General features: G+C 64.1%; 9 protein-coding genes. All 9 read right to left on the bottom strand.

The window, feature by feature from the left end:
• Window positions 1-572: 572 nt before the first annotated feature.
• The 9 genes from GX515_04140 to GX515_04100 all read right to left on the bottom strand — a co-directional run bounded on the left by GX515_04140 (window position 573) and on the right by GX515_04100 (window position 14275).
• Window positions 573-1991: a DUF3794 domain-containing protein gene (locus GX515_04140; GenBank protein HHY32206.1), complete on the bottom strand. Its 1419-nt coding sequence runs from the start codon at window positions 1989-1991 to the stop codon at window positions 573-575.
• A 208-nt stretch (window positions 1992-2199) separates the two neighbouring features.
• Window positions 2200-3792 carry a DUF3794 domain-containing protein gene (locus GX515_04135; protein ID HHY32205.1) on the bottom strand — a complete coding sequence of 531 codons (1593 nt, stop codon included), beginning with the start codon at window positions 3790-3792 and terminating at the stop codon, window positions 2200-2202.
• Window positions 3793-3956: 164 nt separating this feature from the next.
• A complete protein-coding gene (locus GX515_04130) occupies window positions 3957-5042 on the bottom strand; it encodes an NDP-sugar synthase (protein ID HHY32204.1) in 1086 nt (361 codons plus the stop codon).
• Window positions 5039-6109, bottom strand: a complete 1071-nt coding sequence (locus GX515_04125; protein HHY32203.1) for a GDP-mannose 4,6-dehydratase — start codon at window positions 6107-6109, stop codon at window positions 5039-5041. The genes GX515_04130 and GX515_04125 overlap by 4 nt, the downstream gene beginning before the upstream one ends.
• Window positions 6110-6177: 68 nt before the next feature.
• Window positions 6178-7695, bottom strand: a complete 1518-nt coding sequence (locus tag GX515_04120) for a LysM peptidoglycan-binding domain-containing protein (protein HHY32202.1) — start codon at window positions 7693-7695, stop codon at window positions 6178-6180.
• Between the two features lie 193 nt (window positions 7696-7888).
• Window positions 7889-8572 carry a hypothetical protein gene (locus GX515_04115; protein HHY32201.1) on the bottom strand — a complete coding sequence of 228 codons (684 nt, stop codon included), beginning with the start codon at window positions 8570-8572 and terminating at the stop codon, window positions 7889-7891.
• Between the two features lie 95 nt (window positions 8573-8667).
• Window positions 8668-9744 carry a glycosyltransferase family 4 protein gene (locus GX515_04110; GenBank protein ID HHY32200.1) on the bottom strand — a complete coding sequence of 359 codons (1077 nt, stop codon included), beginning with the start codon at window positions 9742-9744 and terminating at the stop codon, window positions 8668-8670.
• A 278-nt stretch (window positions 9745-10022) separates the two neighbouring features.
• Complete coding sequence (locus GX515_04105) at window positions 10023-11339, bottom strand: DUF3794 domain-containing protein (GenBank protein ID HHY32199.1); 1317 nt, start codon at window positions 11337-11339, stop codon at window positions 10023-10025.
• Between the two features lie 986 nt (window positions 11340-12325).
• A complete protein-coding gene (locus GX515_04100; GenBank protein ID HHY32198.1) occupies window positions 12326-14275 on the bottom strand; it encodes a DUF3794 domain-containing protein in 1950 nt (649 codons plus the stop codon).
• Between the last annotated feature and the right edge of the window lie 29 nt (window positions 14276-14304).

Genomic DNA, 14304 nt, shown 5'->3' with positions numbered 1-14304 from the left:
TCTCTTCTCTGGGTCTGGGCGCGTTTCCGCACTACAAACACCTTCTTAGCGGGACAGCACAATGGTCGCGAGCTACGGGACGGTCGAATGACCCCGGCGATTGCCCGTTGCCTCTCGTTGCCTCTTTACCACGTCATCTCTCGGTACGCGCGCGCCCCTGAGTGCAGGCGCCATAATGCCTCTGCTCAATGACAAGGGTTGCCAGTGATTGCACAAGGGGTGTCAAAACCCGGCCGCTGGCCAGGCGGGCCGCATTTGGCCGAAGCGCGCGCCGCGCCCTGCGCCCTGCGCCCCACGCCCTACGCCCCACGCCCCGCTTGGGGCGCCGTCCCCGAGTGCAATACCGGCAACCCGGCAGCTACTGGGCTACTACTGGAAGAGCGGCGAGGACTAACGCACCCTCGCCAAGGCATGGCGCCGCAAGTCTTCGCCACTCTCCTTGATGGTACTAGGGTTGCCGGTGCTTGCACGACGGGGCGTCGAGCATTCGGCGTGCCCCCGCGCCGAATTCGAACGAGGCGCGCCGCAAGCGCGCCGCCCCTTGAAGGCAACACCGGCAACCCCGGGTATAGTCAGTTCATGTCCCGGAATTCATCAGGCACAAGCACATCGACGACCACGTGTTTCTGCACGGTCTTCGTGACCTTGACGAATAGCTCGACTATGGCGTCGACAAGCACGTCCCGCGTGCCGATCTCGGGTGGCGGGGTAACCCCTACCGGCAGGAGCTGAGCGCTGGCGAACTCCACCCTCGGCCGCACGAAGATGTTCATCCCGGCGGCCGCGCCTGGCAGGTCCACGAAAGTGGTGAACGGCACCTCCAGGTGCATGTGGTGAACCGGCTGATCTGGCAGCGCCGCGACGTATATCACCTGCAGGACGAGCCTGCCCTCGATGATCACCTTGCCGTCCAGGATGTCCGAGCGGGTTATCTCCACCGCCGAGCTGAAGACGCTGATGATCTTGGCGGCCGCGGGCTTCTCGGCAGGAACCGTGACTTGCTGGCGGACGTTGACCTGCTGGGTCGACTCGTTCACAACATCCTCGATGGCGACCAGCTGCCGCACGGCATTGATGGGTATTCTGTCGGACCTGACGTCGGTCACGACCCTCATCTGCTGGATCTCCGTGACCTTTGCGAATATGCTTATGACGATATCCTGCATGAGCGTCATCGGGTCTACGAGCGTCGCCTGGGCGAATTCCACAGTTGGGAAAAGCTCGACCATAAGGCCGGGCATGGCCCCGGGGATCCTGATGTTCACGAGGAAGTTGACGGTCTGGTGCATGTGATGCACCGGCTGGTCCGGCAAGTTCGCGACGTAGAGAATCTGGGTCCTGATCTGCCCCTGGATGATGACGAGGTCGGGGATCACCCTCACCTCAGTGGGCATCACCTCTGTGCTGATGATGCCGAGGATCTTCATCATCGGCGGCTTGCCGGCCGGCACGGTGAGCGTGTTGCTCAGTATCACCTGGCCGGTGTTTTCGCCAACCACGCGTTCGACTCGGACGAGGTTTTTCTCCACCTTGACCGGGATGCTCTTGAACATCACGTCGGTCACGACGTCAAGCTGCACAAGCTGAGTGACCTTCACAAGGAGCTCGATTATAAGCTCGATCTCGATTTCCCTTGGGTTCCTGATCACTATGTCCGAGAATGTAACCCTCGGCCTCACGAGCACGGTCATGCCCGGCTGTGACCCCGGAACGTCCGCGAACTGGACGAAGCTGATGGTATGTTCCATGTGGTGCACGGGCTGGTCAGCGGTCGCGGCAACGTAGATCGTCTGGACCGTCGCCGTGCCCTCCACGACCACTTTGTGTGGCAGCGGCGTGCCGGTGGCCGACACCGTCACGTTCACGATGCTCAAGATCTTCTGGACGTCGGGCTTCCCGTTGGGCACCGACTGCACGCTTCTCAACGTGACGCTGGTCAGCCGCTCGCCGACCACCTCGAAGAGCTTCAGCCGCTCCCTCCTTAGAACCATCTCGTTTCTCCCTCCCTTTCCCGCAATCGTGCTTTCCTGAACCCCGCAAAGAAGCGACCACCGGTCGCCTCCCGCCGCCGGGCTAAAGTTGCGTGCCTCTTTCGGGCAAAGGCCACGGGCACGGTCCCCGTGGCCTTTGCCCAGGCGCCCGACGCCCGGAACGGAAGTCATGACGGGCCTGAAACGCTGCTGCTTCGGCCAGCTCGGCTCAGCCCTTCGGCGCCGGGCAGGCGGGGATCTGGATCACCTGGCCCACCTGGAGATTCTCCGGCTGAATGCCCGGGTTGGCGTGGATTATCGCGGCCACGGTCGTGTTGTACTTGCGCGCGAGAGCCCAGAGAGTATCGCCAGGCTGGATAGTAACCATTACGATTGTTGGCTGCGCGCACGGCACCTCCGGCGGCGTGACGACCACGACGTTCACCACAACGTTTAGCTGGACGGGCTCGGTGACCTTCGCGAACACGCCGACGAGGACCTTCGCGGTGAAGTGCCTGTCATCAAGCACCTCGAAGTCAACGTGTTCTATCGCGATGCGCGTCTCGGCCAGGAACCCTTCCTGAGTCCCGGGCACCTCAACCACCTGAGTGAATTTCAGGCGATGGGACATGTGGTGCACCGGTTGGTCGCGCTCGGGGGTCTGGGCCACGTAAAGCGTCTGCAGTTCGACGACGCCCTCGACGATCACCTTGCCATCGATGATCCTGTAAGATGCCTCTTTGACCGAGCAGTCGATTCTGAGGACGCGCTCGATGTTCGGCTTCTCCCTTGGAACCTCGAGCGCCTCCTTGAGTATCGTTTGCACCGTGTCCTCGCCGATGACGTCTTCCACGCGGAGCAGCCTTTTCTCCACGTCGAGCACGGTGGTCTTGGAGGTCACTTCCGTGACGACCTCGAGCTGCCTGACGACCGTGACTTTCGCGGTCAACTTGAGGACCACGTCGACGCTCACCGTGCGAAAATCAAGTTCGGTAAAGGTCACCGCCTCTAGCACGAGCCTTACCTGCGCCCTCATGCCCACAGCCGCCCCAGGGACCTCGATGACCTGCGAGAACCGAAGCTGCGTCGAGAAGAAATGCACCGGCAACCTCGGCATGTAAGGATCGTGAGGCACCGCCGCGTACAGGACGTCAACATCGATGAGGCCTTCGGCCACAACCTGACCGTCGAGGACCTGGACGTCGGTGAGTCGGGGCTTCGCCTCCGCGCTGATGACCGACTCGATGTCCGGCTTCTCAGGCGGGACTGCAAGCCGGCTGCTCACAAGGGCCTGCGCGGTCGCCTCCCCTACCACATCCTCGACCTTCAAGAGCTCCCTAGCCACCTGGAGGTCCGGCGGGCCGGTGACCTCGGTCACCACCTCGATCTGCTCGGTCCTCGTAACCTTGACCATCGCGGACAGAACCAGACGCACGTCCAGGGTGCGGACGTCAACCAAGTCGAACGACACGTCGTGGATGTCCACATCGATGAAAGCGTTCATCGAGGGGTCCGTCCCCGGGATCTCGGCAATGACCTCGAAGGATACATCCTGCTCAAGGAGTTGCACCGGCTGGGTGCCGGCAGCCACCCGTGCTACGTACAGCGCCCGCACCCTGATGGTGCCCTCCACGAGCACCTTGCCCCTTATGAGCTGGAACGAACTTGTGAGGATGTCCGCGTCGACGCTGATGACCTTTTCGGCGGTAGGCAAGTTCTCAGGAATTGTGAGCATTTCGCGCAGGACCTTACGGGCCGTGGTTTCGCCGACGACCTGCTCGACCTTGAGGAGCTCCTCCTTGAGCTCGACACCCACAGCCATCTCCTCTCCCCCTTTCTCGTGACAGGCATGAGACCAGTACACTCGCTTTTCATTTCTACTATATGCGGGCAACTAGCCAAAATGTGCGCACATTTCGATACGCGGAGCCTCTGCGGGAACGGGGCGAGGCCACAGCGCATCGCGGAAGAATGCGCAATCTCGATCTACTCCAGGAGAGGCGCCGCGAGCCCAGGATCGACACACGTCCACGCCCCGATCGAGCTCGAGGATGCCACGATCATCGAGTCCAAGCAGCATGCATCTCCAACCCTGACACCCGCCGCAAGCACGCACCTGCGGACCCTGGCACCCTTGCCCACATGGACGTTCTCGTGAAGCACCGACTCGGATACCTGCGCTCCCTCGGCCACGGTACACCCGTGCCCCAAAACGACCCGCGGGCCCACGTGCGCCCTCGCCTGGACCGAAACGTGGTGTCCCATGACGACGGGTCCGGTGAGACGCGCGGTCCGGTGGACCGCCGGGTTCTTGCCGGTCCATATCCCTCGTCCCACCTTGCGGCCTGGGATCATGACATCGATCCTGCCGTCGAGAACGTCCATATGAGCCTTCAAGTAGTTGCGCGGCGTCCCGATGTCCAGCCAGTAGCCGTGGGTCGAATGAGCCCGCACGGCGGCGCCTTTCGCGAGGAGCGCCGGGATCACCTCGCGCTCGAAGGAGACCTCGCGACCTTGCGGGAGCGCGGCGATGACCGAGGGCTCTATCACGTATATCCCCGCGTTTATCGTGTTCACCGCGGCCTCGTCCCAGCCGGGTTTCTCCAGGAACCCAGTGACGCGGCCTTCCCGGTCGGCGAGCACAAGGCCGTACGCAGCGGGGTCATCCACCGTGGCGGTCGTTATGGTCACAACGCTTCCGCTCTCCTCGTGCTCGGCGAGGAGCCTCGCAAGGTCGATATCTGTCAGGATGTCGCCGTTGAGCACGAGCGCGCGCTCCCCGCCCAGGAAGGCCTCGCAGTTCTTTATGGCCCCAGCCGTCCCGAGCGGCGTTTCCTCCACGGCGTATTCCACAGACACCCCCCACTTGGAGCCGTCCTGGACCAGCTTCGAGAACTCGGACGCCATGTAGTTCAGACAAAGCACGATCCTGTGTATGCCGTGGGTGCGGAGGAGCTCGATCTGGTACTCGATGAAAGGTCTGGTGACCATCGGGACCAGTCCCTTGGGTGTATCGTGCGTGAGGGGCCGCAACCTTGTTCCTCTCCCGCCGGCGAGCACCACCGCCTTCATGCCCCGTTCCCCCCGTCCCCGCCGCTTCCGCCATCTTTCCCGGCGACGCAGCCCTGGTCGGCGCCGCCGCCGTGATCCCGGCAGATCGTCTCGTGTGCGGCACACCGTGCTTTCACCTTGCCGCGCCAGTAGTCCAGCAGGTCGGCAAGGGTCTTCTCGAACGGGATAACCGGTTCCCAGCCGGTCCTCCGCCGGAACTTCGTCGCGTCGCCGAGCAGGATCGGGACGTCGGACGGCCTCATCCGCGAGGGGTCCTGCTCGATGCGTATCTCGGTGTTGGACATGGACAGCAACATGTTTGCGACCTCGGAGATCCGGTAGGCCCGGCCGCTCGCGATGACATATACCTCGCCCGGCTCCCCGCGCTCGAGCGCGAGCCAGTATGCGCGGACGACGTCGCGCACGTCGGTGAAGTCACGCCTCGCTTCGAGGTTCCCCACTTTGAGCACGGGTTCGGCCAACCCGTGCTCTATCTCGGCGATCTGCTTCGCGAAATTGGATGTCGCGAACACCTCGCCCCTCCTGGGCCCAGTGTGGTTGAAGGTGCGCGTGCGGACAATCCGTAGCCCATAGCTGCGAAAATACTGATAGCCCAGGAAGTCTTGGGCGATCTTGCTCACGGCGTAGGGGCTTTGCGGGCGGAGGGGGTTTTGCTCGTTTATGGGTACTTCGTCCTCATACACGAGCCCATACTCTTCCGAAGAGCACGCGATCTGGATGAGCGGGTCTATGCCGGCGCGTCGCACCGCCTCGAACAGGTTGAGTTCTCCGAGGATGTTGTTCATCAGGGTCTCGGCCGGGGCGAGCCAGGACGTGGGCACGAAGCTCTGCGCAGCGAGATGAAAGATGAGGTCCGGTCGCACATCGCGAATGACCGAGTCCACTGAGGTTGCATCCGAAAGATCGCACTCGACGAGCCTCACTCGGTCGCGGAAGGCGTCGATGTTCTCAGTCCTGCTCCTCCACCTCACCGTGCCGAATACTTCCACATCGTTGCGGCTCAACAGGTACTCAGCCAGGTGGCTCCCGGCAAAGCCGGTGATCCCGGTGACGAGGGCTCTCGGCATCTTACCTTGTCCTCCTTGGCCGTCGCCTCGGGGTGTCGCCCCGGGGTATCGCCTCAGGGCGGCACCCGTCAGGCTGGCAAAACGGACTCGCGGAGGGCTTTGAACCTGGTCCTGAAGGCGTCCCACACTAGGGGATCCTCGTCCCCCAGATCCGCCACGGCGAGCCCCGCCAAGTTGAACTTGATGGCGAGGTCGGCGTAGCTTCCGGCTGCCAGCGCGTCCGTGAAGAACACCGTGTGGTTGACGCGGAAAGACCTGTACCTGAACATGCAAGCGCCGCCGGGCTCCACCCGGACCACCGAGGGCTTGTAGATGTCCAGGATGTCCTTCGTCTCGGAATGGGCCCGGCGCATGGGCAGGGCCCCGGGCGCGGCTGAAAAGTCGACACCGAAAAGCGGGATGCCCAGGATCATCTTCCACGGTGGGATGAAGCGCATCATATGCCTGATGACGGTCCGGGCGAGCGCGGGAGACGCGGGCGGGCCTGGCATCGCGAGTCGCTCCGGCTCTTCGTGCAGCCGCACGACGAGGTTTCTCGTAACCCGGGCCAGCTCTTCGTACTCCAGGGGGCGTTCCCCGGGGTCGCCCTCTTTGCCGACGCCGCCCGCGGCTATGCGCGGCGCGGGGATCTCTATGGTGAGGTCGCGCTTGTCGCGCTCGAGGGCGAACGCAAGCTCTCGTACGAAGGAGGTGAGCGCGTAAGCGTCCGCGGGGCTCGGGCTCGGAGCCCCCGCCACCGAGAGGATGATGCCGTTGGCACGGCTTCGCGCTGCTGCCGCTGTTATGCACTTCATCGCGGTTCGGCGCGCCGCGGCGTCCATCAACACCGCTTCGAGGGCGGAGCCTTCGTCTCTCGCCGCCGCCTCCTCCTGCGGGACTCGGGGCCCACCGTCGCTGCTCGCGCCGCTCTCGGTGACTGAACCACGGTCGCCAGGGCTAGGTTGATTGCGATCGCCGTCGTCCGTCGCACCGAGACCGCGGCGTCCTGGCGGTCCTGGCGCGACCACCGGAACGACGCGGATGTCGGCAAGGGAAGCGAGGGACACGACCCGCTTGGCCGGCTCGCCTGTGACCGTGCCGTCGGCCTCCAAAGTGAACCAGCGCGGGGCCACCGCGGAAATGTAGGCGAGGTGACGCTCGTAGGAGCTCCAGGACCTCTCGGCTGCATCGCCGCCTGCAAAGAACGCGAGGAGGCGCGAGACTGGGATGTCGAGCTGCTGGCCCTCATGCACCTCGGGGTCACGCAGACCGTTGGCGTGCAGGAGGAGCTCTATGGGGATGTTGTAGCGCCTTGCTATGTGGGCGCACGTTTCGCCGCGCGCGACACAGTGCCTGAGCACGGGCTTCGCAAGGCCGGAGCGGATCACCGCAAAGACTTCCTTGCCGGCGATCCCATCCACGCGGAGCCTGTGGGCCTTTTGCAGCTCCCTCACCGCTTCCTTAGTGAGGAAGCCGAAAACCCCGTCGATGTCGTAAGTGTAGTAACCCAGGCGCGACAGCTCTTCTTGAAGGAGGGCCACGTCGTGGCCCTTCATTCCAAACCGGAGCGTGCGCTTCCACCTGGTCGGCCTCTGGGACCCAGCCATCCTTCAGGATGCCCTCCACACAGCGAAGTCCATCTCCGCTGCAGGCTCATGCTGCATTGTATGCCCGGACACGCCGGGGTGTTACCCCGGCGGTGCGAAGGTGCACACGCTTCGGCCGCGCGCTCCCCCGGGGCGGCGCCCGTAGGTATGGCGCGCATCGTTCGGACGGGACAGCCGAATTCGGGCGTCATACCTATACGCGGGCCGCCCGCCACTTCCACTTGGCACGCGAGCGAAGCCCCTCCAGCACCCGCCGGACACACGCCCATGCCCCGCCTGGCAGAGCGGCCTCAACGCGTCCGTTCCCGCGAGCCCCTTCCTCACCACCGGGGAGCCTGGCAGGCTCGACGAGCTCGACGGGCCCGCCGCACTCGGCAGGCTCCACGGCTTCTACACACACGACGACCGGAAGCACCGCGGCCTCGAGCACGATGGCCTCGATGTGAACCGTCGTCACGACCAGTACCTGTCGGCCGCTCCGGGGGATCGCGGCTGCCGCGTGTGATTCCGCTCGGGTTTCGGGGGCAAAGGCAGAGTCCTCCTCCAGAACAACCAGCGCCTCTTGGGGCTCCGCGCTCACGCGGGCCTCGACGCGCATGCCGGGCTGCAGGGCAGCATCCTCCATTAGAACGCGAAGGTCCTCCGCCCAGGAGAGCGCGCGCATGAGCCCCCCTTCCGTCAGACAGTACGCCCATACAGTGATCGTCGCGGAAGCAAGGGCCGAGCCGCGGAAAACGTCCCACGACGGCCCCCTCACATCCACGGCGATGCCCACGGCTTGGCGCACGTCCTCTGGTGCCGGGTGGCGGGACTCGATGGTGACCTCGCGTGCGAGCCGGCACACGACCCGCTCGACACGGAGGGTCTCCGTTTTCACGCATAGGCCCTTGTGTGGGATCCGCGTGCTCATGCTCACTGTGAAATCCTCGTGCGCGCATCGCGCTCGCTCGTTGGTGCGGTGCATTGAAATGGCTATTCGCGGCTCGAGCCCTGTATTCGGCCTCGGGGCGCCGCGGCTCCCGGGCCCCATCGCCCGCGCCCGGACCCCGCCAAGACCTGGGCATAAGCCTCGGCGGTCTCCCGCGCCGCGCGTTCCCAGGTGAAGCGGGTCCTCACAACAGCCGCCAACTCCCGCCGCCGCGGCGCCCGATAGGCGGCCGTCACCGCCTCCCTGATGGAGCCCACGTCGGCGGGATCGCAGTACCAGGCGAGATCCCCGAAGTATTCCCGGGCCGTCCCCCTGTCCGTCGATACGATGTTGCACCCGGCCAGCGCGGCTTCGAGACTGGCAAGGCCGGGCGTTTCAAACCAGCTCGGCAACACGTGGACCCGGGCCGCTGCATACGCGCTGCCCAGCTGCGTCTGGGGCATGAAGCCGAGGAAATGGTGGGACTGGTCAGCTTCTTTCCTGCAGGCCTCGAGGTAGAACGGGTCGTTCACCGGGCCTATGAAGACCACTGGGAATCCCAAGCCGCGCGTCGCTCTCACCAACGCGAGCTGGTTCTTCCTGGGCGAGATCCTGGCGCAGCAGAGCACGAAATCCGTCAGCCCGAACCTCGACAGGAACTCCCTCGCGTCCGCTCGCGCGAAGGCCGGGTCGGCCGCGTTCGGCACCACGCGGAACGGCGCTGTCACCCCAAGGTCTCTCTCGATGAGGCGCATCTCGGCCTCGGCATTGGGCAGGAGCATCGCCGCAGACTGCACCACCCTGCGACGCAACGGGTCATCCTGGCGCCAGTACTTCAGCAGCGCCGCCTGCAACCGGGGACTCTCGTGGAGAATGTACTCCTCCGGGTTCCAGTAAATGGGCGATACCACCACCGGCTTGCCGCGTCGCACAGCGTTCTCGCACTGAGCGGCGGTTTCGGCCACCCTCGTCAGGTTGAACAGATGCACCAGGTCGTAGCCTTCGAGGTCCGGCGCGAGATCCCCGCTGTACTTGGCGTCCACCCCAAGCGCGCAAAGGGCCTTTTGGGTCTCGAGGACCTGGATCGTGTCGCCAGCCGGAAGGGTGAGAAGATCAGCCCTGCTCTGCAGAAGAACCCGCACGTCCCCGCCTCCTCCCCGTTTTTACCCTTTATACGTGGGAAAGGCAGGTACCATTCCCGATACCTGCCCGGTCTGCCCCTCGTGCAGTGCAGTCACCGCGCTCCTCGTGCATTCGCCGCATCCCCGGGCGCGCCCCCGCACGCGCCGTCAGCGCGTGCCCTCCCCGCGCGCCGCCATCGTGCGCCCCCGTCTTCTGCGCCCCAAGTTCGTCGCAGCATGGCGTAGCGCCCTGCGGACCCGCTGCCGAGCTGTCCTGCTGCGCTACGCCGCGGGCTTCGTTACGGGTCGATGACCACTCCGATCTGCCCGAATTGGGTAACCTTCACGTCTATCCGGATCACGATCTTCTCTGTGAAGCTGCCTGTCGCCGGGTCGAATTCCCAGACGATGTTCTCGATGAACGAGTGATCCTGCTCATCCATGCCCTCGCGCACGGGCACCTCCGGGTTTATCGGCGTGACCTCCACCATCTCGCTGAAGGGCAGGTCCTCCGCGAGGTGATGGACGAGGTCGTCGGTGCCAACGTAGAAGATCTGCTTGTGCACGATCCCCTGCACTATCACCTTGCCGTTCTTCACGATCGAGCTGATCTCGCTGATCCTGGCCTCCACGTCTACGATCTTCGTGGCTGCCAAGGTCTTCGTCTCCTCGATGAGCTTCTGCTTCGTGCCATGCCCTACCACGAGGTCAGCCGCAATCACCGTGCCGTACGGGTCGACGGCAACCGGTATCTGCTCCGTCTCGGTGACCTTCACGCCCAGGAGGAGTATTATCTTCTGCGTCAGAGTCCCTGTCGCCGGGTCGAACTCGAATACGAGGTTGTCGACGACGGAGTGGTCCTGCGAGTCCATGCCCTCCTGCACCGGGAAGTTAGGGTTCAACGGTGGCACCTCGACTAGGTCGCTGAACCCTATGTCCTCGGCGATGTGGTGAACGAGGTCATCGGTGCCCACGTAGAATATCTGCTTGTGAAGCGTGCCCTGCACTATGACCTTACCGTTCTTGACTATGTGCTTTATATTGGAAATGCGCGGGATGATCTCGATCACCTTGGTGGCAGGCAATGTCTTCGTCTCTTCGATGAACTTCTGCTTGGTCGCCTCCCCTACGACCACGGCAGCCTTGATGAAGGTGCCGTAGGGCGACAACGCAACCGCGAGTTGCTCTGTGTCCGTCACCTTCACCTGGAGCCTGAGCACGATCTTCTGGGTAAGAGTGCCGGTCGCCGGGTCGAACTCGAACACGTTGTTCTCGATGACGGACATGTCGCGCTGGTTCATGCCCTCAGTCACCGGACGCGCCGGGTCGAGCGGCACCACGTCGACGAGCTCGCTGAAATCGATGTCCTCTGCGAGATGGTGCTCGAGGTTATCCGTGCCGATGTAAAAGATCTGCTTATGAACGGTGCCCTGAACGATGACCTTCCCGTTCTTCACGATGGACCGGACGTTGGTGAGAACAGGAACGATCTCAACTATCTTGATGGCCGGCACGGTCTTCGTCTCCTCCAGCAGCACCTCCTTCGTGCCGTGGCCAATGACCCTCTCCACCTTGATCGTTGCTTTCTGGTCCACGATCTGCGTTATGTCAATCATCTGTGAGCCTCCTTTCAAGCTCCTCGTGGAGCTTTCTCTTGAAGACCTGAGGAAGGCGGGCCCAGCCTTCCTCCAGTCCCCCCTTTCTTTAGGCAGTCGTCTATATGGATCGGACGGGCCTCCGTGCCTCCGGGCTCGTTCATCCACGCGAACGTTGCTATGTGCATGAGACGCCTCGGCTCGCTCCAGGCGCGTCCCTGGCGCAGGCGGTGCCTCCGGCGCAGGCGGTGCCTCGGGTGAGACCGCAGGCGCGGCACCGGGCCCCTCGTTCGCGCACGCAAACGCGCCGGCATCAGGCGGTGCCGCGGCCGCGCGCGCCGCGGAATCAGCCGGCGTCGCCGCCGTAGCGGCCGGCGTCGCGGTAACTGCGGACGCTTCAGCCACGGGCGCGGCAACGCCGGGGCTGCACGTGGACTCCGGCGCGCGCGCAAGCTCCTCCTCCGGCTGGCGTGCTGCCGCCGCCGGCGGATCCGCCGCTCTGTCGCTTTTCCATGACACGCTAGCAGCGAGGAAAAGGTTTCTGCCCGTTCGAACGGGCGGGGTATTTGAGGGATTCTCTGGACGAGGCTCCGCGTTTCCGGCACATCCAGGCCCGGCGGGCCCTGTGGTATCGCGAAGCGCGTGATGCGGATCTGCGGTTCTCCGCGATGGCGGGCTTCCTTCGCCGCTCCGTGTGGAGCGCACCTTGTGGACGCCCGAGTCTGCGGGGGATGCACTCGATCTCGGCTGCTCGCCCGCGCCCCCGCCGTGGACGAGCCCGGGATCGAACCGTGACGAGGCAGCGAGGACAAACGAAGCCGGGCATGCCGCGGGCGCCGCGCGGCGAGCCCGCCTGCGGCGCGAGAACTCGACCGCGACCTCCAGCACGGCGAGCGCGATCGACAGGATGATAACTAGTTGCCAGGCTGCACCAAGCGCCACGGCCGGTCCCCTTTCGCTGCATTTCTCCATATATCGTATTGAGGTCCCCGCGCAAGTGTGATGAATCACGAGCTGAACGTCGCCCCCGTAACCACCGACACCGGCTCCGGGCCCACCGTGCCGTCCACGATCCTGATGAGGGGCAGCGTCTCACGTGTGACTGTTGCGACTCGCGGACCGGTGAGGTCGGTGACTATGTCGAGCGGACGCCGCACAACCGTGCTATCCTCGATGACGTCCACGAGGAATCTTCCCTTCGTCACCACGACCCCGGGCCCGGTCACGTTCGTCACGACCTGGTGGACCTGCTGAGTAGAGGTGCCCACCGTGACCAGCAGTATCACGAGCTGATGAAAGGCCGCGCCGCCCTGCACGACCTTGACGATCACGTTCTCGACGCGCACCGACGCCGTGACGCTCGCGCCAGGCGCAAGCCCGGGAAACTCCACGAGCACGCTGAAAGGCAGCGTGTCTTGGACGTGGTGAACGATCTGGTCCGTGCCAACGAAGAATATCTGCTTTGTCACCACGCCCTCGACGAGGACTTTGTCCCCAAGGATGCGCGACGTCACACCCTCCGCGGCGGCGTCGACAGCCCGTATCTTGACCGCCGACACGGGCGCGGCGACCGTCGTCTCGAGAAGGGCCTGCCTCGAAACCTCCACGCCTTCTGATATCAAGATCCTGGCGAACTCGATGCTGATCGGGAGGACCCGCGCGATCACCTTCTCGGCGAGGACCTGAGCTGTCCCCTCGCCTATGACTTGCTGCACCTTGACTTGCGGCCCATACGGCTCTATAGCCACCGGGATCTGCGCCGTCTCGGTGACCGTCACGAAGATGTCCGCCACGATTTTCTCCGAGATGTTCGTGCCTGTCTGCGTCGGATCGAACAACACCGCCCGCACCTCGGGCCTCACGAACACATTCAGGCCGGGCCTCGAGCCGGGCACGTCCGCGAAATCGCTGAAGGGGATGGTGAACGTCTCCGTAGCCTGCGTGCCCGCGGCCGTCACATAGGTTACATCCTTGACGATGGTCCCCTGTAGGATGACCTTGTTCTCGATGGCACGCGCGCGCACGCTCTCGAACCGCGCCGTTATCCCCACGAGGCTCGCTGCGGGCTGCGCCAGCGTGACCGTGGCCTCCTCCATGAGCTCCGTGAACCCCTGGCCGAGCACCCGCTCGGTCTTGATGAGGGGTCCCTCACCCAGCGCGAGGACTAGCTCGGTAGTCTCGGTGACCTTCACGAACACATCGAGGACCACTTCCTGCGCCACAAGCATGCCTTGCGGCTCCAGCGAGAAAGCCACGTCCCTCACCATCGGGTGTACCTGCACGTTCATCCCCGGCTGGGCCCCGGGGATCGCTACGGTCACCGAGAAAGGCGCCGCCACTCCCTGGTGGCGATCGACCCCGTCCGTGCCCACAAAGAACAACTGCTTGAGGATGTTCCCGTTCACAATCACCTCACCGGGGTTCACGGTCACACCGGTGATCTCGGGAGTTGCGCGGATCTCCGTTACTTTGGTGGCGGGCACGGCCAAGGTCACCGTCCCCGTCTCCAGCACTTGCCCGGTAGCCTCTCCCACCACGGCCTCGGTGATGACCGGCGTGCCGTAGGGGTCCTCGGCCACACGGAGCTGAACGAAGTCGGTAACCACCACGTCCACGTCAACGATGACCTTCTGGAGAATCTGGTTTCCGTCGGGGCTGAGGAAGGCAATGACGTTGAAAATGCTCGGATGGACCTGCGCGAGCATCCCGGGACGCGCGCCCGGCACCTCGACCAGCGCGGAGAAGCGCATTTCCTCGGGGAAGTGGTGAACGATATCGTCCTCAGCAACGAAGAAGACTTGCTTGGCGATGGTTCCCTGAACGATCACTTTGTCAGGTATTATCTCAACGCTGACGTTCGTCACGTCAGCACGGATATTCTTGATCTTGAGAGCCCTCATGGGCAGAGTGAACTGCACCTCGGGGCTGTTTCGCGTCCTCCCCACGGTCGTCGCCATTGACCTGCCCTCCCCTCGCGGCCGTCGCC

Source organism: Bacillota bacterium (genome assembly GCA_012842395.1).
Lineage (GTDB): Bacteria > Bacillota > SHA-98 > UBA4971 > UBA4971 > UBA6256.
This window is presented reverse-complemented; position numbering and strand designations above follow the sequence as displayed.

Excerpts from the sequence above, each read along its gene's own strand:
- GX515_04130 (HHY32204.1), bottom strand. The coding sequence starts at position 5,042 with ATGAAGGCGGTGGTGCTCGCCGGCGGGAGAGGAACAAGGTTGCGGCCC.
- GX515_04140 (HHY32206.1), bottom strand. The coding sequence starts at position 1,991 with ATGGTTCTAAGGAGGGAGCGGCTGAAGCTCTTCGAGGTGGTCGGCGAG.
- GX515_04125 (HHY32203.1), bottom strand. The coding sequence starts at position 6,109 with ATGCCGAGAGCCCTCGTCACCGGGATCACCGGCTTTGCCGGGAGCCAC.
- GX515_04100 (HHY32198.1), bottom strand. The coding sequence starts at position 14,275 with ATGGCGACGACCGTGGGGAGGACGCGAAACAGCCCCGAGGTGCAGTTC.
- GX515_04135 (HHY32205.1), bottom strand. The coding sequence starts at position 3,792 with ATGGCTGTGGGTGTCGAGCTCAAGGAGGAGCTCCTCAAGGTCGAGCAG.
- GX515_04105 (HHY32199.1), bottom strand. The coding sequence starts at position 11,339 with ATGATTGACATAACGCAGATCGTGGACCAGAAAGCAACGATCAAGGTG.
- GX515_04120 (HHY32202.1), bottom strand. The coding sequence starts at position 7,695 with ATGGCTGGGTCCCAGAGGCCGACCAGGTGGAAGCGCACGCTCCGGTTT.